The following is a 23,082-nucleotide window of genomic DNA, read 5'->3' as shown; positions in this document are numbered from 1 at the left end:
GTTGGAAGTTATTTAAAAATGAGAATTCCTAGTGTTGTTAAGAATGAAAGTATGGATATCCATACCCCAATACTGTTATTTTGGTTGATGTTTTGTTGTTCTGCTTTTCTGCTATTCGGCTCTACGTATATAACGTCGTTTTGTTGTAAATAATAAGTGGGGGACTTAAACAGATCGGTATTTCTCAAATCGTTATAGGTAATGGACCGTTTGCCGTCAATTTCTCTTATTACTGCAACACGGTCGCGTTTCCCATAAATTGTTAGATCTCCTGCCATACTTAAGGCGTCGAGTATGGTTACTCTTTCATTGGAGATAGGGAAAGAGCCGGGTTGGTTTACTTCTCCAATTACCGATATTTTAAAATTGAGGAACTTTACAGTGACTACCGGGTCTTTTATGTAGTTCCCGTTTTTTAGCTTTTGTTCCAATAAATGCGTCAGCTGGCTACGGGTGAGACCTTCTACATGAATAGTGCCCAGTATCGGAAAATTTATATTTCCCTGTTCGTCTACCAGATACCCTTGTAGGGCCTGAGTCCCGGATACATTTCCGTTTGTGCCTGCCTGATAAGCAACAGTCGGCATATTGAAAGGAAGTGCCAATTCTGCATTTTTACTGTTTACTGTAATTCCTAACAGATCGTTTTGTTGTATGTGAATTTCTTGAGGAACTATTTCTTCAATTTTCATTGTATCCCCGTTTTGCAGGTATATTACTTTTTTTGAGGAATTGCATGCTGTCGTAATCAGCAAAAATAAACCGATTACATATAGGTATGATTTCATATCTTCGGCATTTTAATTTTAGTCATAACAAAGTTTCTTTTAACAATATCGCTAAAAGCTCATGAAATTAACGCATGTTTTTAAAATGATAGCAAGGTTAAGGGCAGTTTTTAATGATTATTCACAATTTCGGCCTTTTCTTCTTTTTTATCATATTGTTCATAGACTGAATTTCTTGATTTAAATTCGGGAACAATTTCTTTCATTTTGCGGACTGTTGCCGGAATATTGACTATTCTTGCATATTCTTCTACAATTTCTATTTCTTTTGAAACGATGGGATAATCATATTCACGTACGTGTGCAATCCGTATCTTAGGATGGCGCGTCGGTTTTGTATTTTCTTCATCGCTCAGTAATTCTTCATATAATTTTTCACCCGGGCGCAGTCCTGTATATTTTATTTTGATGTCGATATCGGGTTCGAATCCGGCCAGTTCTATCATACGGCGTGCCATATCGGCTATTTTAACGGGCTCTCCCATTTCAAAAATAAATATCTCCGCACCTTTTCCCATGGTGGCGGCTTCCATAACCAGGCGGCACGCTTCGGGAATGGTCATAAAATATCGAATAATATCAGGATGGGTTACAGTAACAGGGCCTCCTTCATTTATTTGTGCCCGGAAGCGAGGAATGACAGATCCGTTGCTTCCTAATACATTACCGAAACGTGTTGTAATGAATTTGGTCTCACCTTCGATTTTTCCTTCTCCTATTGCAATGCTAAGACTTTGTATATATATTTCAGCCAAACGTTTAGATGCTCCCATAATGTTGGACGGATTAACGGCTTTATCTGTGGAAACCATAATGAAGCGTTTTACTCCGTATTTTACAGCGAGGTCGGCTACGTTGCGTGTGCCATGAACATTTACCCGAATGGCTTCGCAGGGGTTTTCTTCCATTAAAGGGACGTGTTTATAGGCGGCAGCGTGAAATACGATGTCAGGACGATATTTACGGTAAGCAAAATCGACTCGTGCGAGGAGGCGTACGTCACCGATACAAGGGACAAAATTGAGCTCGGGATATTTTTCTTCCAATTCCAGGCGAAATGTATGCATTGGCGTTTCGGCTGAATCGAAGAGAATAAGTTTTTTTATGCCAAATGTGGCTAACTGACGGCATAATTCGCTTCCGATAGAACCTGCAGCTCCCGTTACCATGACGGTTTTATCTTTGAAATTGGAGATTATTTCCTCCATAGTGACTTTTATTTCTTCACGTCCCAGAAGGTCTTCGATACGTATTTCCCGAATGTTGTGAGTTACGTTTTTTCCCGTTTTAAGTTCGTCCAGTTCGGGAACAACCAATACCTGTATTTTGAGTTCTTTGCAATAGCTTAGAATATGTTCTTTTTCATTTCTTGCTACTTTGTTGCTTGAGAAAAGTATAGCTTGTATGTTTTGTCCTTTTATTAGCCGTTTGAAAGAGTCGGCGTCATTCGCTTGATAAACATTGAAGCCCGAGATGTTGAGAGCGGATGTTTTGCCGTCGGTATTCAAAAAACCGGCGATCGTATATCCCTGGATGGGAGAGTGTCTGAATCCTGAGGCTATGCTGGCGGCTTCATTGTCGGTCCCGAATATCAAAATCCTCTTTTGCCGCGGATGATTTGAAGAATGAGAAATGACGAAATCATATAGTGCTATAAGCCCTACCCGAAGTCCCAAAAGCAGGAACAGGGATATCATAAAATCTATTATAGCAAATAATATTATCCAATGATATGATATGCTGCTGACTGAATAAACGGCAACTATAAAAAAGAGCAGGTCTTTGGTGAATAAGGATATGGCTGTTTTCCATATCTCCTTAAAAGTGCTGTGCCTTATTATACTGCGATATGTTCTCCAGAAGAGAAAAGAAAGCAGGCTACATAATATAGACAATCCCATAATGCCGAAAATGTATTTATGCGGGATAATGTTTCCGGCAACATAAGTGATAAGCAGGTAAGCGGATAATGTACTTAATAACGATAGAAATATGTCTACGAATAAAATAATCCAACGATTTAAGTATCTGTGGGCAATAAACTTAGAGAAATAATTTTTAAGAGCCATGTTCTTATTTCTTTTAATTAATCAAAATTACTATATGTTACATTTTTCATCTTTACCAAGACTTATATGTAAACACTTTATACAGAATTCCTGTTTTAGTTTTGTATATATAAGAAAATCAATGTCGCCACTGATAATGCAACCTCTTTATAAAATAATAAAAAACGCTTTATAAACTTCGTTGCAAAAATAATGAAAATTCTAATACTATATATATTAAATGTATTTTTTTTTGGAGGTTGGTTTTTAAAGTTTACAGAACTTGCAAATTATAGCTTTTTTTTACATCTTGTTATATAGAAAAATATAAATATAAAGAATATGAAATAAAAAAGAAAAATAGTTTTGTATGGGATCAATAGAGTTATAATTTATGAGAAAATAGCAGCTTTTATTTCTTTGTAAAAAGAAAACTATTATTTTTGCGCTACAATATAAGAACTAAATATAACACTTAAAATTTTAAACAATGGCTTACGTAATTACAGATGACTGCGTTGCATGCGGATCATGCATCAGCGAATGTCCTCAGGATGCAATTTCTGAAGGCGATATTTATTCAATTGATCCTAACAAATGTATTGATTGCGGTTCTTGCGCATCGGTATGTCCTCAGGAAGCAATCCACGAAGCATAATCGGGTTGAAAAATAGAAAAGGCGCATTCATTGAATGCGCCTTTTTCATGTCCGTATAAGTTTACCCGATTCGGGATACCATATAATTCCTTCGACTTGCGGATAGCCTATTTTTTTTATCAGGTCTATATAATTGCGGATTTGTTTCATATATTTTGAATTTTCCGATTGACCGAATTTATAGTCAATGACTGTGACCTTATCATTCCCGATTATAACCCTGTCGGGCCGGTAGAAACTGCCTTCTTTCTGTAAGATGCCTGTTTCTGTCAATATTTCTTTTCGGGGATCGAACCATTCTGAAACTTCGGGAGATGATATCCATTGAAAAATTTGTTTTTTCACATTTATTGCTTGCTCTTTTGACAGGATTCCTGATAATGTGTACCGGTCTACAACTTCTCCGATATCTTCATGTGAATGAATGGAACTGAGTAATTCATGCATCAGCGTCCCGTATTCCCGGATATTTTGTCCCTGGAAAAGACTTTTTCCTTGTAATCTCAGGTGTAATCTTTTGCCGGGAAGAATTGTCAAGTATTCAGGAAGCTTATTTTCTTTTATTTGTTTTTCGGCAGGATGGGGAGCGAGAGATATTTTTTCTCCTAAAGTGAGGGTAATGACGTCATCTTCTTGTTCGGTTATATAGTCTTTTAGTGTTATCAGTGCTTGAGTTGCTTGTGAGCGGCAGTTGGTGTTGCCGGAAAAAATGCATTCGTATAATAAGTGCCCTATATTTATGGTTGTACTTTTGGGAGCAGGAAAAGGTGAGAATATAAATAATTCTTCTTGTGCCCTGGTGAAGGCTACGTAGGCCAGATTTAAATTGTCAATGTATGCATGGAGTTTTTCCAGATAATAATCTTCGGCGTATTGTGTTAAACTCAGATTATTTCCATATTTTAACGGGACTACCGGTAATTCGTTGAACGGAGCTTCATGTGTCCGGCACCATATCAGGTTCGTTTTGTTCGTATCGTGGTCAATACTCCAATCACAAAAAGGTATGATCACGGTTTTAAATTCCAGCCCTTTAGATTTATGTATCGTTATGACTTGTATCGCATCTTGGGACTCCGGCGTGCTGATGGCTCGTGAACTTCCGGTATGGTTCCACCATTGAAGAAAAGAGTAGAGATCGGCTGGATGGGATGACGTATATTCCAGTATCATATCTTGGAATGCTTGTATATATACGTTTTCTTCGGACTTTAAACTGTTTTTGGTGAATAATTCAATAATTTGTTCGCACATTTCGAATAGAGGTTCCTGGCTTATTACTATTAATCTGTCCGAAACTTCTTTATCGAAAACAGGTTCTTTATGTTCTTTTCTTCGGAAATAATTTTTTATAGCGGTTTCTGCTGTGCTCTTTTTTCTCGATATTTCATATTCGAAAAAGGCGAGAATGCAGTTTAATTCGTTATCTGGATTCTGAAGATATTGTAAAATCCCCGTAATTAATTTTATAACGGGTGCATTTTTTAATAGAAGAGACTCATTGGATATTACATCAAAACGGTATTTGTCATCGGTATTTTTTGCATTGAGATCCAACAGCAGGTCGACGATTTGTTTACCTTGATTTCCTGTTCGTACCAGGAATGCGATATCTTTGAGCTTTCTTCCTCGGTCCTGCAGTTCTTTTAATATATCCGGTATCCGTTGCAGTACATTTTCCTGATATGAATTTTCAGAGGAATCCGCGAGCATTTTCAGTTCTACATATCCTTCATTATTTCTTTTTTTAGAAGGAATATTTTGATAGATATCCGCATACGCGTCTGTTATGGCAGGAATTTTTTTTTCTTTAGGGTCAATAATTTCGGTTAAATTATTTTGCAATCTGGATGCTGCATTATAAAAAAATGCATTATTAAATCGTATAATATTCGCGCAGCTTCTCCAGTTTGTATCCATGACTTTATCAACCCGTTGAGAAGGCGAAAATTCCTGGGATAGTTCGTTGTTTAGTAATTTCCAGTCGGAGTTTCTCCATCGGTAAATACTTTGTTTTACATCACCTACTATCATGTTGTCGCGATTGTGACTTTGACTTTCATGAATGAGTGGTGCAAAATTTTTCCATTGAAGCCGTGAGGTGTCCTGGAATTCATCGATCATGAAATGGTCGATCTGAGTTCCGGTTTTTTCATATATAAACGGAGTATCGTTTTCATTGATTATACTGTTCAATATTTCAGATGTATCGGACAACAAGAGTATGTTATGTTCTTTTTCGTAATCCTCGATCCGTTTGTCTATATCGATCAGTATTCCCAGCGCATAAAGGTATTTGGATGTTTCAACGGCGGTCATGTATGTTTTATATTCTGTATTGAACAGGAGTAGGGTCTCTTTGACGAGGGGGTTCAATGAAGGATATATGGATAGTATTGCGGCTTTATGGGGAGATGTTTTGACGAACCAGTTGTTCTTTTCGTCTTCCAGGGACGTAAAACGTGCTTTGGGCGGTTCTACAATGTTTTTGTTCCATTTTTTTTCGGCCATTTTGTTGAAGAAATTACAACCAGAGGTCGCGCCGTTCTTGAAATCTGAGGTTTTTAAACCGGCATCGGATATGATGCCGATAGCAGTTGTTCCTATGTCCTGTAATCTTTTCTCGAAATCCAGCCGTATTTTTTTTAATTCTTTTAAATAGTTTCTGAATAAAGATTTGTCGGCGGTCACAGATAATATATATTCCCTGAACAGTTTATAATTCTCTTTTGTCAGTTCGCGTGCAAGTTCTTTAATATCACCTTTATCACTGTCTTTACCATATATATTCCAGCTCTTTCCTCCTTCTACTTTTTCTTCGGAGTATTTCAAAAGCCATTGCAGCAGTTCTTTATGCTCTTCTTCGTCCAATTCGGAGAACATTTTATCTATCGCCGCCGATGTAACGTAATTGTTGTCGAGTTCTATATCGAATCCTCCTTGTAATCCCACTTCCCGGGTAAAGGTCCGCAAGGTTTGCTGGAAGAATGTATCTATAGTGCTGATATTGAAGAAAGAGAAATCATGTAATAAGGTATATAGAGTTTCCTGTGCACAAAAGCGGATTTTTTCCTCATCGCAATGAAAAATGTTTATTAATTCATCGAGATATTCCGATTGGTTCGTATGATGAGCTAAAATGCTAAGTTGCGATATGATGCGGCGTTTCATCTCTTCTGTGGCCTTATTGGTGAAAGTAACGGCCAGGATGCGCCTGTGCGCATCTTTGTATTTATCATACAGAGACAGTTCTGTCGTTCCGTTATCGTTCTCTTTACGATATCCTAACAATAGTTTTATGTATTCCAGCGTTAACTGGTAGGTTTTACCCGAGCCGGCAGAAGCTCTGTAAATATTCAGCATATAGCATTTGTGTTGTGAATGTTATATAATGCGTGCTTTATAACCGGTATTTTGCAGTATTTCCAGAACCTTTTGCCTGAAATCACCTTGAATAAGAATTTCTCCGTCTTTGCTGGAACCTCCTACGCCGCATTTTGTTTTCAGCATTTTAGATAGTTCTTTCAGGTCGTCATCATTTCCCTGGAATCCTGTTATGAGTGTTACCGATTTTCCGTTTCGGTGGCGTTTGTCCAGTTGGATACGAAGTTGTTGTTTGCCCGGAGGCAATGTTTCTGGTATATTTTCTTGTTCACGTTCAAAAGAAAAATCAGGATTCGTAGAATATACGATGTTCAGCCGTTCTTTCCAGTCGTTCTTTTTCATTCTGATATATTAGTTTGTTTTACTCCGGTGGTTTAATTTTCAAATGTAGGACAGATTATACAATTATACAAATTATACGAGCAATGAGAATGTAAAATAATTACAATAAAAGATATATATTGTCCGTTATTTTCAATAATATAGTTTATTATGTCCTTATGCTTTTAGAATGAAAATTATATCTTTGTGGAAAATTGGAATAAATCATATATGAAAAAACATAGAGGTGAAGAAGAACCGGGAAGAAAGATATGTGTGTCTTTTATGTCCAGATTTATTGTATTATTGTTGTTCGTTTTATTTGTTTTTTGTCCGGCAAGGGCTTTAAATCCCGAGCATTATACAAACGAATCGGTATTAGCGACGGGACGTTGGGTGAAAATAAGCGTCACATCTACGGGCATACATGAAATAAGTTTCAAATTATTAAAAGATTGGGGGTTCGCCGATCCATATAAAGTACGGATATATGGATACGGGGGAGCGGATTTGCCTGAGAGTTTTTCTTCTGACGACATAGACGATCTGCCTCAAATCCCTTTTATATATGGAGATAGTAAGTTATTGTTTTATGCTCAGGGTACGATTTCGTGGAAATATGATTCTAAAGAATATGTTCATTCACAGAATACGTATACGAATGAAGGTTATTATTTTCTGACCGATAAAGATATTCCTCTGGTTGAGTTAAAATCCAAAACGTCCGGAAATGTAACGGGAAAAAAGGAGATAACAGAATATCCCGATTACCAGTTACATGAGAAAGAATTATACTCTCCCGGAAAAACAGGGCGTTTGTTTGTAGGAGAGGATTTCCGCTTTTCCGCAGTTCAGAATTTCCCGTTTTCCTTTCCTGGTATTGTAGATGATAGTTCACTGTCAATGACAGTTTCTTTCGGCGCACGTACTACAGCGTCCAGTAATATTAAATTGCATCAGAATGAAAAATTATTGTCTACGAATGTAATTGCGGCAACGAGCCCGGATAATCTGGCTTATAATTTTATAACGATGGTTACTGTCCGACATCAGTTTATAGTTGACAGTGAACAGCAAAATATAAAAGTGAATTTTATTGGAGGAGGTACCGTTTATTTAGCTCGCTTGGATTATATTCGTTTCAATTATAAACGTAAGCTTCAATTGTATGGGGGAAGTGTGGGCTTTCGTAATTCAGATGGTCTTCAGGCAGGCAGCGTGCAGTTTGTGGTGGACGGTGCTACCGAATCTACTAATGTGTGGGACGTAACGACTCCTTGTGCCCCGGTGAGTATAAAAGGAACACTTTCCGAAGGCAAAATGCGTTTTACTCCTGTGGAATCGGGACTTCGCGAATATGTAGCTTTCAATACTTCGTCTTCTTTTCCGTCTCCGGGATATGCCGGGACAGTGGCTAATCAAAACCTTCATGGCATGGATATACCGGAAATGGTGATCATTACTCCTGCCGAATTTCAGGAACAGGCGGAACGTGTAGCCGAACTTCACCGGACGGAAGATAATATGAAAGTTTCGGTAGTAGAGCAGGGGCTTATTTATAATGAGTTTTCTTCCGGAGCGGTGAATGCGACAGCTTACCGTAGGTTCATGAAGATGTTCTATGACCGTGCGGCGGATGAATCGCAGCAGCCGAAATATTTGTTGTTGTTCGGTAACGGTTCTTATGATAACCGGAAAATTACCGAAACGGTGAAACGAAATAATTATCCGGCGTTATGTACTTACCAGTCCGTAGAAGGAAAGTATGAGGAAAAATCATATGTTACAGACGATTATTTCGGATATCTGGATGATAGTTCGACGAACTCCCAGTTTGATCCGGTAGCCTCCCCGAATTATGTTCGTTTAGGAATCGGGCGTTTTCCGGTAAAAACGGTTGAAGAGGCAAAGAATACGGTTAATAAATTGTATTCTTATGTAAAAAATAAAAGTTATGGTGCTTGGAAAAATCAGGTTTGTTTTGTCGCTGATGATGGTAATAATTCAGATCATATGAGCCAGTCGGATATTGCCATAAAGCAATTATTGGAAGAAGATGACGGTTATTTTGCAAATAGAATATATATCGATGCATTTGAAAAGAAAGGGAGTGCTTATCCCGAGGCGAAGAAGAAAATGATGCAGTTGCTGAACGACGGTTTACTTTTGTATAATTATATAGGACATGGTAATACGACAGGTCTTACGGGGGAAGATATGCTGAATATGAGCGATATCAGGCAACTCTATTTAAAGCGTTTACCTTTTATGATAACGTCGACTTGCGATTTCAGCCGTTTTGATTCTGATGATGTGACTGCCGGAGAAGAGTTGTTTTTACATCCTAATGGCGGTGCGATCGCTCTTATCACTTCTACCCGGGTAGTTTGGATTTCTTCCAACCTCGCATGGAATCGCGTGTTGATCAAGTATCTTTTTACCAGAAAAGAAGACGGAACTCATTATCGTTTGGGCGATGTTATCCGGCTGGCTAAAAATGAGAGGAAAGGTAATTCGTTTCTGTTGGATACACGTAATAAGTTGAATTATTCCTTGCTGGGTGATCCCGCTCTGAAACTTGCCTATCCGGAATATCAGGTGAGACTTACAGAAATAAATGGTTCATCTATCGAGAATACGGAGGAAATATTGAGTGCCCGTGCACAGGTGACAATCAAAGGAGAAGTATTAACTCCGAAAAAAGAAAAGGCTACAGATTATACCGGTGTGATAAGTACTTCTCTGTATGATACAGAGAGGTCGGTTACTACGAACGGTAATGCCGATCAAGGTACTCCTTATACTTTTAATGAACGGGATAACCGTTTATACTTGGGACAGGATTCGGTTAAGAACGGGGAATTTACAGTGACATTCAGGATGCCGAAGGATATCAATTTTGCTGATGCTCCAGGTCTTTTTAACTTATATACTTACGATTCGCGGGGAAATGAAGGGAACGGCAGTGAAGACCGGTTTATTGTGGGTGGTATGGATGATACGGCAGAGGATGGAGAAGACGGTCCTTCCATTAATTATATGTATCTGAATTCAGAGAGCTTTCAAAATGGAGATAAGGTCAATGAATCCCCGATGTTGTTAGCGGAGGTGGAATCGCCTGTCGGAATAAATTTGTCTTCGGCGGCGATAGGTCATAATATGACAATAAAAATAGACGATAGCGACGTATATTCAGATGTTAGTAGTTATTTTACGCCGGCTTTGGGCGTATATGGAAAGGGGACGATTTCTTATCCGTTATCCGGGTTGAGTGAGGGCGATCATAAGTTGACCTTTAAAGTCTGGGACGCCGATAATGTATCTTCTGAAGCATCTATTGATTTTAAGGTTAAAAAAGGTCTTAAACCTACGATATACGATTTGTATGCCGATTGCAATCCGGCGCAAAGTTCTACGAATTTTTATTTGCGTCATAATCGTCCCGATGCTTTGCTGTATGTTAAAGTCTCCGTATATAATATGATGGGAGTAGAGGTATGGAGTAAGGAGGAACAAAACCGGGCGGATATGTTTAAGTCCACTCCTATGACTTGGGATTTGAATGATAAAAGTGGTACGCGGGTTCCAGCCGGAATTTATTTGTATAGGGCCTCTGTTTCTACAGACAAAGAACAGGAGACGACAAAATCGAAACGTCTTGTTGTATTGAAACCCTGATAATACCGTTTTTTCAGGTTGGCCAGATATGAACTAAAGTGTAGAAATAAAGACAGAATTATTTAAGAAAAAATTGTATTTTTGCACGTTGCTTAAATAAAAGACTTATGAGCGATCTGGAATCGAAATCAAATATCAAATTACCGGAACCTTCTTTACGGAGGCTTCCTTGGTACTTGGCATATGTGAAGCTGTTGAAAGACAGGGGGGAAGAATATGTTTCCTCTACGCAAATCGCAAAAGAAATCAATGTTGATGCTTCTCAGATCGCTAAGGATTTGTCTTTTATCAATATATCCGGTAAAACTCGTGTGGGGTATGAAGTGAATTCCCTGGTGGATGTCTTGGAAAATTTTCTGGGTTTTACGGCTGTGCATAAAGCTTTCATTTTTGGAGTCGGGAGTCTGGGTGCAGCTTTGTTACAAGATTCGGGATTGTCTCAGTACGGCTTGAAAGTAGTAGCCGGGTTTGATGTCAGATCCGATATTATAGGTAAGGAAGTGAATGGGATACCGGTCTTCCATATTTCCGAATTGTCACGGAAACAAAAGGAATACGGAGCCCAGATAGGAATTCTTACGGTTCCTGTAGATAAAGCTCAATCGACGACCGAGATGATGATTGACGGAGGGATGAAAGCTGTATGGAATTTTACTCCGTATCGTATCCGGGTTCCTAAAAATATCGTTATCCAGAACACTTCCATATATGCTCATTTGGCTGTAATGTTTAACCGGCTTAACAGTTTGAAGAAATAAGGTTCATGAAGATCATCGCCGTAGGTTGGAACTATAAAAATCATAATGAAGAGATGGGGCAGGGTATGCCTTCCGAACCTGTAATTTTTTTGAAACCCGAAACCGCTTTGTTAAAAGACGGAAAACCTTTCTTTTTACCTGATTTTTCACAACGGATCGAGTATGAGGCGGAATTAGTTGTCAAGGTTTGCCGTTTAGGTAAGAATATAGCGGCTCGGTTTGCTTACCGTTATTATAATGAAATAACAGTGGGGATAGATTTTACCGCCAGGGATATTCAGCAAAGACAAAGAGAACAAGGTTCCCCGTGGGAAATAGCCAAAGGTTTTGACGGTTCTGCGGTTATAGGTAATTTTATTCCCGTATCTTCGTTGGCCCCGCATACTCCGTTTTCTCTTCGGGTAAATGATGTAATCGTGCAACAGGGAAGTCCGGAGGATATGATTTTTTCAATAGATGAAATAATTGCGTATGTAAGTCGTTTTTTTACTCTTAAAATAGGCGATCTTATATATACCGGGACACCTTCGGGGGTAGGTCCGGTAAAAATTAATGATCATTTGACAGGCTATATCGGAGATGAAAAACTGCTTGATTTTCGGATAAAATGATTTCTTTCGGCCGATTCGGAAAAAAACAAAAGAGGAAAGACAATAAACAGGGGTTTATTTCTGTTTATTATAAGTATTCAGAGACAAAAAACAAAAATATGAGCAGAATAAGAATCAGTATAGTACTTTTGGTATGTATATTGTCGGCGGTGACGGTCGCTAATGCAAAAGAAAATGCAAATTCGACAAAAAATGAATTCAATCCTATCAGTACGGGGGTAACTTCTCTTAGCATCGCCCCGGACGCGCGTGCCGCAGCTATGGGTGATTTGGGTGCGGCTACCGACCCGGACGTTAATTCCCAATATTGGAATCCTGCCAAGTATGCTTTTGCCTATAGCCAGGCCGGTGTATCTCTTTCCTATACGCCTTGGTTACGTAAGTTGGTCAATGATATTTTCCTGGCCGATGTAGCCGGTTATTGGAAATTAGGCAGTAGTGATTTGCAGGCATTGAGTGCGTCACTTCGCTACTTCTCTTTAGGTGAAATAATAACAAACGATACGGAGGGTAATGCTACGGGTTCTATAAATCCCTATGAAATGGCATTTGACTTGGGATATTCCCGGAAATTGTCGGAGAAATTCTCTATGGGTGTGGTTTTTCGTTATATTTATTCCGATCTTGGTTTTCACTATGACGGGAGCAGTGCTTCAGATGCTTCGGGTGCTTCTGCCTTTTCGGCCGATATTGCCGGTTATTATACGACTTACCCTATAATAGGGAGAAACGAATGTCAATGGTCGTGGGGATTCAATATCTCCAATATAGGTACGAAAATTTCTTATGACAGTGGAAATAACAACGCTTTCCTTCCAACGAATTTGCGTTTAGGAACTTCGTTTCTTTTTCCAATAGCCGAATATAATACGATATCGTTGAATCTTGATTTGAATAAACTTCTGGTTCCGACTCGTCCTCAGAGATCGGACTATGAATCGGATGAAGCTTTTGATGTTGCAGAAGATGAATATCAGGCGATGTCCCCGATTAAGGGAATATTCAAATCTTTTTCCGACGCACCCGGCGGATTCAAAGAGGAACTCCGGGAAATTAATTTTTCTATAGGAGCCGAATATTCTTACAATCAACAGTTTTTTATACGTGCCGGTTATTTCAATGAGAACAAATTTAAAGGGAACCGTAAATTCTTTTCGTTCGGTGCCGGTTTTTCTTTGAATGTCTTAAGAATAGATGCAGCGTATATGGTAGCAACGGCACAGACAAGTCCGTTGGATCAGACCTTACGGTTTACTTTATCTTTCGATATGGACGGATTGAGAGATTTGATAGGACATAGAAGATGAAGATACGGGTAGGATTCGGATTTGACGTACACAAGCTGGTTCCGGGGCGCGAACTCTGGCTGGGAGGTATCCGGATAGAACATACCTCAGGCCTGCAGGGACATTCCGATGCCGACGTACTTATTCATGCTTTATGCGACGCTTTGCTGGGAGCTGCTAATCTGAGAGATATAGGGTATCACTTCCCCGATACATCCGACAAATATGAGAATATTGACAGTAAGATACTTTTACGTGAAACGATGGTTTTGGTGCGGGAGAAAGGATATGAGTTCGGAAATGCCGATATGACCGTTTGTGCCGAACGTCCTAAATTAAAGGCATATATTCCCCGGATGCAGAAAATACTGGCAGAGTGTATGCAGGTAGATGAAGAAGATATCTCTATAAAAGCGACGACAACAGAGAAACTGGGTTATACGGGACGTGAGGAAGGCATGTCGGCCTATGCCGTCGTCTTGTTGCAGAAAATATAACCCGAATGAAAACATTCGGTAAGAAGGGAATATTATTGTAATATTCCTTTTTTTATTTTATAATAGCGTGTTAAGTTATTATTTTTGTGAGAACTATTGATAAAAGATTAGGGATGCGGGAAATGAATAAACGTGTGTTGGTTGGTATGAGCGGTGGTATAGACAGTTCGGCTGTGTGTATGCTCTTGAAGGAGCAGGGTTGTGACGTAATAGGGCTTACCATGCGTATGTGGGATATCCCTTCTCATTTTTCTTTTACCGGCCAGGAAGAGCCTAATCATGTTCTTGAGGCACGTGAATTAGCTTCCCGTCTCGGGATAGAACATTATACGCTGGATGTGCGTTCGGAATTTCGTGCCGGTGTCGTGCAGGAGTTTATCGGTGAATATCTTCGTGGACGTACTCCCAATCCTTGTGTAATGTGTAATCTTCATTTCAAATGGCATTATTTATTGGATGAGGCAGATCGTCTCGGGTGTTCCCGGGTCGCTACCGGCCATTACGCCCGGATTGATTGCGAGAACGGTATTTATATGCTTAAGAGAGGTCTGGATGAAAAAAAAGACCAGTCTTATTTCTTGTGGAAACTGGGACAGCGCGAATTGTCCCGTACTCTGTTTCCTTTAGGGAACTGGACAAAAGAAGAGATCAAACAGTATGTATTGGACCGGGGATATAAGGAAAAGGTCGAGAAAAAAGAGAGTATGGAGGTCTGCTTTATCGAAAAGGATTATCGTGATTTTCTGCGAACAATGCTTCCTGATTTGCAGGAAAGGGTAGAAGGCGGATTTTTTGTAGATCACATAGGACGTAAACTGGGCCGGCATAAAGGTTTTCCTTTCTATACGATAGGTCAGCGTAAAGGATTAGAGATAGCTTTAGGAGAACCGGCTTATGTAACCCGTATCAATCCTGTAAAAAACACTATACGGCTGGGAAATAAAAAGGATCTGCTTGCATCGGAAATGTTGCTTGAAGATGTTCTGATTCACGACAAAAGTTTACTGAGTTCTGCAGAAGAACTGTCGGTACGCATTCGTTACAGGAGTCCGGCGATTGCTGCTGTAGCCAGTCCGGCAGAAGGAGATAAGTGGATCGTTTCTTTCTTAGAAGATGCTTCGGCGGTAACTCCGGGACAATCGGCTGTTTTTTATAAAGGAGATAAAGTTGCCGGCGGTGGAATTATTGCCGATCAGAAGTTTTTGAAGAAATATCATAAAGATACAATATGAAAAATCTGTTCGTTACATTTTTGTTCAGTATATTAATCTGTTTGTCCGGTCAATCGGCATTTAAGTATCGTATATGGTTATCGGATAAGGGAGACACCCCTTATTCACTGGAGTATCCCGAAGCGTATTTGTCGGAAAAAGCGATTGCGAGGCGGGAAAAACAAAATATTTCCGTTGACAGTACCGACTTTCCCGTCTCTCCTGTTTATATAGATCGTATTAAAGATACCGGACTGAAAATACTTGTTACCTCCCGTTGGCTCAATACGGTGACTGTTTATTCCGAAGAAGGAAAAGAAGCGGATGCATTACAAAAATTACCTTTTATAGATAAAGTTGAATGTGTATGGCGGGATGATCTGGAAAATCCGGTGCTACGGAAATCCCGGTATATGGAAAAAACGGAATCTTCCTCCTATGGAGTTTCTTATGAGCAAATAGCTTTACATAACGGGGATAAACTGCATACCGCCGGTTATACAGGTAGCGGCATGACAATCGCCGTTATCGATGCCGGATTCCAGAATGTAGATATGAACAGAACATTTGATCAGGCCCGTATCAAAGGGACGAGAGATTTCGTAACCGGAGTTTTTGATTACCGGAATTCCGATAAACACGGCGCCCAGGTTTTGTCCGCTATGTTAAGCTGCTGGGAAGGCATGTATATGGGTACTGCTCCCGGTGCCGATTACTGGTTGTTGCGTAGTGAGGATAACGATTCGGAATTTCCGGTCGAAGAAGATTATTGGACAGCCGCTATCGAATATGCCGATAGTGTGGGAGTAGATATAGTAACGAGTTCGTTAGGCTATTATACGTTCGATGACACTTCGATGAATCATTGTTGGGATGAATTGGACGGTCGTACGACCTATATCAGCAAGGCAGCCGGAATAGGAGCGTCGAAGGGGCTTCTTATCTTTTCCAGTGCGGGGAATGAAGGTTCTTCATTGTGGCGGAAAATTACATTTCCTGCAGATGTGGAATCTGTAATTACCGTGGGTGCGATCAGCAGAGATTTACGCCCTGCCTATTTTACCGGAGTAGGATTTTGCCAGGACGGCAGAGTGAAGCCCGATGTGACCGGTATCGGGGACCAGACTTTTTTAATAAGTCCGGGAGGGGCTATTGTTACTGAATCCGGGACATCTTTTTCCACTCCTATTATTGCCGGATTATCTGCTTGCCTCTGGCAAGCGCTTCCGCATCTTTCTGCCTCGGAAATGAGAGATGTTATAAGAAAAAGCGGTTCTACTTATTCTGCTCCCGATTCTTTGAGGGGGTATGGTGTTCCGGATTTTTATCAGGCGTATGTAGCTTCGGGTACGGAAGAGATAGGAATTAATATACCTGAGGTGCAGTGTTATGATTCCGGTAATAAACTGACCTTCGTATTAAAGAACTGGAAACACTCCGGGAATGTACGTTTAGGATTGTATTCTCCTGACGGAAGAAACCGGTGTGTGGCGCTTTTTCATGACAATAGTTTGTCTGTTTCGTCTGCAGTCGTTCCTCCGGGAATCTATGTGTGGGCCGTATGGGATGATCTTAATAAAGTACAGGGTAAAATAATAAAACGGTAGGGGGATATGACCGGTAAAATGTATTCTTTATTAGAGCTTAACAGCTTGGTGCGCAGTGTCTTGGCGGATTCTTTGCCGGAACGTTATTGGGTACATGCGGAATTGAGCGAAGTTCATGTCAATTATTCGGGGCATTGTTATGTGGAATTCGTAGAAAAGGATAGCCGCTCGGACCAGATTATTGCGAAAGCCAGGGGAATTATATGGGCTCCCGTTTTCCGGCTCATAAAGGAGGCTTTTGAACAGGAGACAGGTCAGGGTATTATGCCCGGATTGAAAGTTTTGGTGCAGGTGAGTGTCGTGTTTCATGAATTATACGGATATTCTCTTACTGTGCATGATATTGATCCTGTATATACTTTGGGTGATGTCGCCCGTCGCAGAAGAGAAGTCCTTCGTTCTTTGGAAGAAGATGGAGTGGCGGATATGAATAAAGAGCTGAAATGGGTGCCGCTTCCTCAGCGTATTGCGGTTATTTCGTCACCTACAGCCGCAGGGTACGGCGATTTTATGAATCAGTTACATCATAATAAATACGGTTATCGGTTCTATACGGTTTTATTCCCGGCCGTGATGCAGGGCACTCAGACCGAAGAATCGGTCATCGATGCATTGAACCGGATACACCGTCATTTGGAATTGTTCGACGGGGTAGTCATTATCCGGGGGGGAGGCGCTACTTCCGATCTGAGCAGTTTCGACAGTTACCTGTTAGCTTCTAATGTCGCTCAGTTCCCTCTTCCGGTTATAACGGGAATAGGTCATGAAAGAGACGATACCGTGATAGATTGTATATCGAATGTGCGAGTGAAAACTCCTACCGCCGCTGCAGAATGGCTGATAAACCAGGTGGACGAAACCGCAAGATATTTGAATGAATTGCAAATCTCCTGTCTGAAAGGAATCAATGATACGTTATCCCGGGAAAAGGCGTTCTTACAAAAAACGGCTTCAGCCATGCCTGTGCTTGTAGAACGCCGGATAAACGGAGAAAAGAACCGGTTAGTTTTGTTATACCGTGAAATACCGGAAAAGATGCAAGTTCTGTTGCGAAATGAAAAATACAGGCTGGAGCGGTCGGGCGAAAATATCAGGAACGCTGTAAAGTTCCGTATCGAAAAAGAGAAAAACCGGTTGGATATGATGCGGAACGTGATTGACCTGATTTCACCCGAATCGGTACTACGGCGAGGGTATAGCCTTACGTTGAAAGATGGCAAGGTAATAAACTCGGTAAAAGATGTATTGCCCGGTGATAAACTCGAAACCTGGCTGGCCGATGGCAGAATAGAATCTAATGTAGAAAAAATAAAAAAAGATAAGCGATGAAAAAGGACGATAAACCTACTTACGCCAAGGCGATAGCCGAACTGGAGCAGATTGTTTCGCGGTTACAGAACAACGAATGTGAAATAGACGAGCTGAAAGCTTATACGACACGTTCGCTCGAATTGCTTCGTTATTGTAAATCCAGATTATATGAGACCGATGAGGAACTCAAAAAGATGTTGGAAGAGTTGGAAGAATAGGGTCTGTCCCAAAGCTGTATTCTAAAGACCGGGTCCGGTTTTTGATCCCTGTAAGATATTCTGTTGAATCTAAATATATAAAAGGACTGAATATCAAAAAAAAACTATAATTTTGTGACGTTTTTCAAAAATAATCGAGTATGTCGGAAAGAAAAGTACGGGTGCGGTTCGCACCTAGTCCTACGGGAGCTTTACATATAGGTGGTGTGCGTACTGCCCTTTATAATTATTTGTTCGCCCGTCAGCATGGCGGTGATATGATCTTTCGTATAGAAGATACCGATTCCCAGCGTTTTGTTCCGGGAGCGGAAGCGTATATAATCGAATCGCTGGAATGGCTGGGCATCAAATTTGACGAGGGTGTCAGCTACGGAGGAGAATACGGTCCGTACCGCCAGAGCGAACGGAAAGAAATTTATCGTAAGTATGTAGACCGCCTTTTGGAGAACGGTAAAGCTTATATTGCTTTCGATACACCCGAAGAACTGGATGCAAAACGTCAGGAAGTTTCTAATTTTCAATATGATGCTTCTACCCGTATGCAAATGCGCAATTCTTTGACTTTATCGAAAGACGAAGTAAATGCACTTATCGCTGAGGGGAAACAGTATGTTGTACGTTTCAAAATAGAACCGGGAGAAGATATTCAGGTGAATGACCTTATCCGTGGGGAAGTCGTTATTAATTCGTCTGTACTGGACGATAAAGTTTTATATAAATCGGCCGATAATCTGCCGACCTATCATCTGGCTAATATTGTGGATGATCATCTGATGGAAGTTTCTCATGTGATCCGGGGGGAGGAATGGCTGCCTTCGGCTCCGTTGCATGTCTTGCTATACAGGGCTTTCGGGTGGGAGGATACGATGCCGAGATTCGCTCATTTGCCTTTGCTGCTGAAACCGGACGGGAAAGGAAAACTGAGTAAGCGCGACGGAGACCGTCTGGGATTTCCTGTTTTTCCTCTGGAGTGGCACGATCCTAAGACGGGAGAAGTTTCTTCCGGATATCGCGAGTCGGGATATTTGCCCGAAGCTGTCGTAAATTTCCTGGCACTGCTGGGCTGGAATCCCGGGAATGACCAGGAGATCATGTCGATGGATGAGCTCGTCCGGCTTTTCTCTTTGGAGAAATGCAGTAAAAGCGGTGCAAAGTTTGATTATGAAAAAGGAAAATGGTTTAATCATAAATATATACAGTTAAAAAGCGACGAGGAATTGGCGGATTTGTTCTTGCCCCTTCTTGCCGAAAAAGGGATCACGGCCGATAAATCGGTTGTTGCCCGTATTATTTCTCTGGTTAAAGGCCGGGTAAGTTTCGTAAAAGAATTATGGGACCAGACAGCGTTTTTCTTCATAGCTCCCGATACCTATGAGGAGAAGTCGGTAAAGAAGCGCTGGAAAGAGGAAACTCCTGCGCAAATGACGGAACTTATAGATATTCTGGAATCTCTTCCCGACTTTACTTCAGCTCCTGCAGAAAAAGAAGTATTAACCTGGATAGAAGGGAAAGGTTATCATCTGGGAAATGTAATGAATGCTTTCCGCTTGGCTGTAGTGGGGGAATGTAAAGGTCCGCATATGTTCGATATAACGGAGATCATGGGTAAAGATGAAACAATCTCCCGTATCAGAAAGGCAATAGAACGGCTGTCATGAAAAAGAAAATAGCAATCAGGTGTGCAATGATATTTGCTTGTCTTTTATGGACGGCGGTATCTCCGGCCCAGAAATTTTTGTGGGATGTCGATTTTGCCGGTTTTTTTGACAACCGGGAGTACGGTTATAAAGGCGTAATTCCTCAAACGATATTCGCTACCCGGCTGGCTCCTGAGGTCGGGCTGGCTTTGTCGGATGACACGCTCCACACTATTATGGGAGGTGTGAACTGGATACAGCCTATCGGGACGAAAAGCAAAGAGGCGAAGTTCGTACCTACGGTTTATTATCGTTACAGGGGTGACCGTTTTCGCATGTCATTCGGTTTCTTTCCCCGTACCCAGCTGATAGAAAATGCTCCTTCCTATTTACAATATGATTCGTTGACTTATTTCCGGCCGAATATACAGGGAGCTTTGTTCCAGTATGTGGCGCCGAAAGGATTTGTCGAAATGTATGTGGACTGGAGAAGAATGCAGACTAATACCGATCGCGAAGCTTTTATGGTAGCAGGTAACGGCCGTTGGCAGCCTGTCTCCTTGTTTTTTATGGGAGGCCGTGCCGTCATGAATCATCTGGCCCGTGCCCGTAAATCTCCCGAGTCGGAAACAGTTACCGATGATATTATATTTAATCCTTATGTAGGACTGGATTTATCCTGCCGTACCGGGCTGGATTCGCTTACTCTGAAATGCGGTTATTTGTTGAGTCTGGAACGCCGGAGAGGAACCGACGACGGATGGAAACGTCCGCAGGGAATATTGATAGACTTGTTGGCCGAATGGCGTTTTCTCGGACTCAAAAACACATTTTACCATGGCGGTGTGCAAATGCCTTATTATGAACAGTTCGGAACTCTTCTGAACCAGGGAGACCCTTTCTTCCAGTCCCGTACCTATAACCGCACCGATGTGTATGCTTATATATTCAGGAATGGTTTTGTAAACTGTATGGCCTCCCTTAATCTCCATTATACGCCCGGATATCTGGATTTCCAGCAGCAGTTGATTGTCCGTGTCAATATAGGCAATTACGGTAATAAAGACCGCAGAAAAGGGAAATATCTGAAAAATATACTATAACCCGTATTATTTGCCATATGGACGGGAAAAGAATTCTGTGTACATGAGACTATTATATAATTTTGGTATTTATTGTTACAAACAAGCTGTTTCATTAGTAGCAGCGCGTAATCCCAAAGCCCGTAAATTATCCGACGGGCAGAAAAACATTTTTGCTTATCTGGAAAAAAATGTCGATCTTCAGGGAGGATACTTGTGGATACACGCATCTTCTTTGGGGGAATTCGAACAGGGACGTCCGATGATCGAAGCGGTGAAGAAAGCCTATCCCGAAAAAAAAATACTGATTACATTTTTTTCCCCTTCGGGTTATGAAGTAAGGAAAGATTATCGAGGAGCCGACCTTATTTGTTATCTGCCTTTTGACCTGCCCGGGAATGTGGAACGTTTCCTCGATCTGGTAAAACCTTCCCAGGCTATCTTTATCAAATATGAATTCTGGGCGAATTATCTCAATGCGCTTAAGAGACGGGGTGTCCCCACATATATAATCTCTGCGATATTCCGTCCTTCCCAGATATTCTTTCGTCCTTACGGAGGATATTTCCGCCGGATATTGCGGAATTTTACACATCTTTATGTTCAGGACGAAGCATCCCGTACGCTGCTTTCGGGTATAGGTGTGAATGCTGTGTCGGTAGTCGGGGATACCCGGTTCGACCGGGTAATGGATATCCGTTTGCAGGCAAAGAAACTTCCTGTAGTGGAGGCTTTTGTGAAAGGGTGTGATAAAGTTCTGGTGGCCGGTAGTTCATGGCCTAAGGACGAGGATATATTTATCGATTATTTCAACCGCCATCCCGAAATGAAGTTGATATTGGCTCCTCACGAGATACATGAAGCTCATCTTCATTCCATCCGGACCAAGCTTAAACGCCCATACGTTCTTTATAGTCAGGCGACCGAACAGAGTGCAGTAAATGCCGATTGTCTTATTATCGATTGTTTCGGGTTGTTATCGTCGATGTATCCTTACGGCCGGATGGCTTATGTAGGGGGAGGATTCGGTGCCGGAATACATAATATCGCGGAGGCTGCGGTTTATGGAGTTCCTGTTATTTTCGGCCCTAATTATCACCGCTTTAAGGAAGCCCGGGATCTTATTTCCCTGCGCGGAGGCTTTACGGTTTCGGAACCTCAGACTTTTAAACGGCTGATGGATAAATTTTTACTGGATAGTGCTTACCTGAAATCGTCCGGGGATATTGCCGTGCGTTATATAGAATCTCATGCAGGTGCTACGAAAAAGATACTGGCACATTTGTTCGATATAAAATAAACTATAGTTGTTGCCGGAATAAACGTTAGAAAACTCCGGTTGCGTATGATTATTTTTTTATAGTTGCATAAATGATATGAGAAAAATAATATTTGTGTAGGTCGCTGTGTTCTTATCCGTCGGTCTTCCGGGACAAAATTCCGTTAAACAGTGGGATTTCAGCGGACGGTGGAATTGGGAATATGTACCCGATTCGACAGAATCTGTTTTTTCTATGACTTTATTACCGCCGGAGAAAAGTGGAAAAATCATCGGCGATTATACCTATGTGTTCTATTATGGAAGGCTATCGACCAGGGTTCCGTAAAAATGTTGTCCCGTAAAGGGAATAAGGCGGTATTGAGGATCGGTAACTGTAATCAGGACAGGAGAACGATCAAGAGTTATCGTATAGCTTTGTTAAACGACACGATGATGTATTTTATGTGTCGGCGTCGGAATTGTATTGGTTGCCGGACAGTATCGTGCTGGTTCGTACACAAAGGGGGGGACGAAGTGAGGTTGTTTGAATGGTGAATCCGTAAATTATAAGGATCGCAGGATTCTTTTGAAATATAGCGAACCAGATAAATTTCCGGATTTCTGTTTGTTTTATTAAAAATAATTTAGAACTTTGCTCCCATCGAACAGAAAAAAATAATAAAAAGAATATGACAGTTTTGTTTGCAAATATAGCATGGTGGTGGC

General features: G+C 40.9%; 18 protein-coding genes. 14 read left to right on the top strand and 4 right to left on the bottom strand.

The genetic code is table 11. The features are described from left to right. Nucleotides 1-8: 8 nt before the first annotated feature. Together OCV73_RS05630 and OCV73_RS05625 are read right to left on the bottom strand one after the other, a co-directional pair. Nucleotides 9-788, bottom strand: a complete 780-nt coding sequence (locus OCV73_RS05630; RefSeq protein ID WP_147550151.1) for a polysaccharide biosynthesis/export family protein — start codon at nucleotides 786-788, stop codon at nucleotides 9-11. A 110-nt stretch (nucleotides 789-898) separates the two neighbouring features. After that, nucleotides 899-2,857 carry a nucleoside-diphosphate sugar epimerase/dehydratase gene (locus OCV73_RS05625; RefSeq protein ID WP_147550148.1) on the bottom strand — a complete coding sequence of 653 codons (1,959 nt, stop codon included), beginning with the start codon at nucleotides 2,855-2,857 and terminating at the stop codon, nucleotides 899-901. Between the two features lie 469 nt (nucleotides 2,858-3,326). Here OCV73_RS05625 and OCV73_RS05620 point away from each other — a divergent pair, with 469 nt between their 5' ends. Next, nucleotides 3,327-3,494 carry a DUF362 domain-containing protein gene (locus tag OCV73_RS05620; protein WP_147550145.1) on the top strand — a complete coding sequence of 56 codons (168 nt, stop codon included), beginning with the start codon at nucleotides 3,327-3,329 and terminating at the stop codon, nucleotides 3,492-3,494. Nucleotides 3,495-3,539: 45 nt separating this feature from the next. Here the strand turns inward: OCV73_RS05620 and OCV73_RS05615 are convergent, their stop codons facing one another. Beyond that, the gene (locus OCV73_RS05615; protein ID WP_147550142.1) at nucleotides 3,540-6,857 is read right to left on the bottom strand and encodes a UvrD-helicase domain-containing protein; all 3,318 of its coding nucleotides are present in this window, start codon (nucleotides 6,855-6,857) and stop codon (nucleotides 3,540-3,542) included. 21 nt (nucleotides 6,858-6,878) lie between these two features. Beyond that, complete coding sequence (locus tag OCV73_RS05610; protein WP_147550140.1) at nucleotides 6,879-7,220, bottom strand: translation initiation factor; 342 nt, start codon at nucleotides 7,218-7,220, stop codon at nucleotides 6,879-6,881. 210 nt (nucleotides 7,221-7,430) lie between these two features. On the opposite strand from OCV73_RS05610, the gene porU reads away from it, so the two are divergent. The 13 genes from porU to OCV73_RS05545 all read left to right on the top strand — a co-directional run bounded on the left by porU (nucleotide 7,431) and on the right by OCV73_RS05545 (nucleotide 22,911). Continuing rightward, on the top strand, nucleotides 7,431-10,877 hold the full coding sequence (gene porU / locus OCV73_RS05605; protein ID WP_147550138.1) for a type IX secretion system sortase PorU: 3,447 nt from the start codon (nucleotides 7,431-7,433) through the stop codon (nucleotides 10,875-10,877). A 107-nt stretch (nucleotides 10,878-10,984) separates the two neighbouring features. Next, nucleotides 10,985-11,635 carry a redox-sensing transcriptional repressor Rex gene (locus OCV73_RS05600; protein ID WP_147550136.1) on the top strand — a complete coding sequence of 217 codons (651 nt, stop codon included), beginning with the start codon at nucleotides 10,985-10,987 and terminating at the stop codon, nucleotides 11,633-11,635. 5 nt (nucleotides 11,636-11,640) lie between these two features. Next, entirely contained in the window at nucleotides 11,641-12,246 is a 606-nt protein-coding gene (locus OCV73_RS05595; RefSeq protein WP_147550134.1) for a fumarylacetoacetate hydrolase family protein, read from the top strand. Nucleotides 12,247-12,344: 98 nt separating this feature from the next. Next, entirely contained in the window at nucleotides 12,345-13,553 is a 1,209-nt protein-coding gene (porV, locus tag OCV73_RS05590) for a type IX secretion system outer membrane channel protein PorV (protein WP_147550132.1), read from the top strand. After that, nucleotides 13,550-14,029, top strand: a complete 480-nt coding sequence (gene ispF / locus OCV73_RS05585; protein ID WP_147550130.1) for a 2-C-methyl-D-erythritol 2,4-cyclodiphosphate synthase — start codon at nucleotides 13,550-13,552, stop codon at nucleotides 14,027-14,029. Before porV ends, ispF begins: the two co-directional genes overlap by 4 nt. A 113-nt stretch (nucleotides 14,030-14,142) precedes the next feature. After that, nucleotides 14,143-15,261: a tRNA 2-thiouridine(34) synthase MnmA gene (gene mnmA, locus OCV73_RS05580; RefSeq protein WP_147550506.1), complete on the top strand. Its 1,119-nt coding sequence runs from the start codon at nucleotides 14,143-14,145 to the stop codon at nucleotides 15,259-15,261. Continuing rightward, complete coding sequence (locus OCV73_RS05575; RefSeq protein ID WP_147550129.1) at nucleotides 15,258-16,847, top strand: S8 family serine peptidase; 1,590 nt, start codon at nucleotides 15,258-15,260, stop codon at nucleotides 16,845-16,847. Before mnmA ends, OCV73_RS05575 begins: the two co-directional genes overlap by 4 nt. 6 nt (nucleotides 16,848-16,853) lie before the next feature. After that, nucleotides 16,854-18,176, top strand: coding sequence for an exodeoxyribonuclease VII large subunit (gene xseA / locus OCV73_RS05570; protein WP_147550128.1), 1,323 nt, complete (start codon nucleotides 16,854-16,856; stop codon nucleotides 18,174-18,176). Then, entirely contained in the window at nucleotides 18,173-18,376 is a 204-nt protein-coding gene (gene xseB, locus OCV73_RS05565; protein WP_147550127.1) for an exodeoxyribonuclease VII small subunit, read from the top strand. The genes xseA and xseB overlap by 4 nt, the downstream gene beginning before the upstream one ends. A 140-nt stretch (nucleotides 18,377-18,516) precedes the next feature. Next, a complete protein-coding gene (gene gltX / locus OCV73_RS05560) occupies nucleotides 18,517-20,034 on the top strand; it encodes a glutamate--tRNA ligase (protein WP_147550126.1) in 1,518 nt (505 codons plus the stop codon). After that, a complete protein-coding gene (locus OCV73_RS05555) occupies nucleotides 20,031-21,116 on the top strand; it encodes a hypothetical protein (RefSeq protein ID WP_147550124.1) in 1,086 nt (361 codons plus the stop codon). Before gltX ends, OCV73_RS05555 begins: the two co-directional genes overlap by 4 nt. Before the next feature lie 43 nt (nucleotides 21,117-21,159). Further along, nucleotides 21,160-22,395 carry a 3-deoxy-D-manno-octulosonic acid transferase gene (locus OCV73_RS05550; protein ID WP_147550121.1) on the top strand — a complete coding sequence of 412 codons (1,236 nt, stop codon included), beginning with the start codon at nucleotides 21,160-21,162 and terminating at the stop codon, nucleotides 22,393-22,395. A 150-nt stretch (nucleotides 22,396-22,545) separates the two neighbouring features. Then, nucleotides 22,546-22,911, top strand: a complete 366-nt coding sequence (locus OCV73_RS05545) for a hypothetical protein (protein WP_147550118.1) — start codon at nucleotides 22,546-22,548, stop codon at nucleotides 22,909-22,911. The last annotated feature ends 171 nt before the right edge of the window (nucleotides 22,912-23,082 follow it).

It is taken from the genome of Barnesiella propionica (genome assembly GCF_025567045.1).
Lineage (GTDB): Bacteria > Bacteroidota > Bacteroidia > Bacteroidales > Barnesiellaceae > Barnesiella_B > Barnesiella_B propionica.
Note: the sequence above shows the minus strand (reverse complement) of the source record. Positions and strands in the feature narration are given on the sequence as shown.

Excerpts from the sequence above, each read along its gene's own strand:
- OCV73_RS05630 (WP_147550151.1), bottom strand. The coding sequence starts at position 788 with ATGAAATCATACCTATATGTAATCGGTTTATTTTTGCTGATTACGACA.
- OCV73_RS05625 (WP_147550148.1), bottom strand. The coding sequence starts at position 2,857 with ATGGCTCTTAAAAATTATTTCTCTAAGTTTATTGCCCACAGATACTTA.
- OCV73_RS05620 (WP_147550145.1), top strand. The coding sequence starts at position 3,327 with ATGGCTTACGTAATTACAGATGACTGCGTTGCATGCGGATCATGCATC.
- OCV73_RS05615 (WP_147550142.1), bottom strand. The coding sequence starts at position 6,857 with ATGCTGAATATTTACAGAGCTTCTGCCGGCTCGGGTAAAACCTACCAG.
- OCV73_RS05610 (WP_147550140.1), bottom strand. The coding sequence starts at position 7,220 with ATGAAAAAGAACGACTGGAAAGAACGGCTGAACATCGTATATTCTACG.
- porU (WP_147550138.1), top strand. The coding sequence starts at position 7,431 with ATGAAAAAACATAGAGGTGAAGAAGAACCGGGAAGAAAGATATGTGTG.
- OCV73_RS05600 (WP_147550136.1), top strand. The coding sequence starts at position 10,985 with ATGAGCGATCTGGAATCGAAATCAAATATCAAATTACCGGAACCTTCT.
- OCV73_RS05595 (WP_147550134.1), top strand. The coding sequence starts at position 11,641 with ATGAAGATCATCGCCGTAGGTTGGAACTATAAAAATCATAATGAAGAG.
- porV (WP_147550132.1), top strand. The coding sequence starts at position 12,345 with ATGAGCAGAATAAGAATCAGTATAGTACTTTTGGTATGTATATTGTCG.
- ispF (WP_147550130.1), top strand. The coding sequence starts at position 13,550 with ATGAAGATACGGGTAGGATTCGGATTTGACGTACACAAGCTGGTTCCG.
- mnmA (WP_147550506.1), top strand. The coding sequence starts at position 14,143 with ATGCGGGAAATGAATAAACGTGTGTTGGTTGGTATGAGCGGTGGTATA.
- OCV73_RS05575 (WP_147550129.1), top strand. The coding sequence starts at position 15,258 with ATGAAAAATCTGTTCGTTACATTTTTGTTCAGTATATTAATCTGTTTG.
- xseA (WP_147550128.1), top strand. The coding sequence starts at position 16,854 with ATGACCGGTAAAATGTATTCTTTATTAGAGCTTAACAGCTTGGTGCGC.
- xseB (WP_147550127.1), top strand. The coding sequence starts at position 18,173 with ATGAAAAAGGACGATAAACCTACTTACGCCAAGGCGATAGCCGAACTG.
- gltX (WP_147550126.1), top strand. The coding sequence starts at position 18,517 with ATGTCGGAAAGAAAAGTACGGGTGCGGTTCGCACCTAGTCCTACGGGA.
- OCV73_RS05555 (WP_147550124.1), top strand. The coding sequence starts at position 20,031 with ATGAAAAAGAAAATAGCAATCAGGTGTGCAATGATATTTGCTTGTCTT.
- OCV73_RS05550 (WP_147550121.1), top strand. The coding sequence starts at position 21,160 with ATGAGACTATTATATAATTTTGGTATTTATTGTTACAAACAAGCTGTT.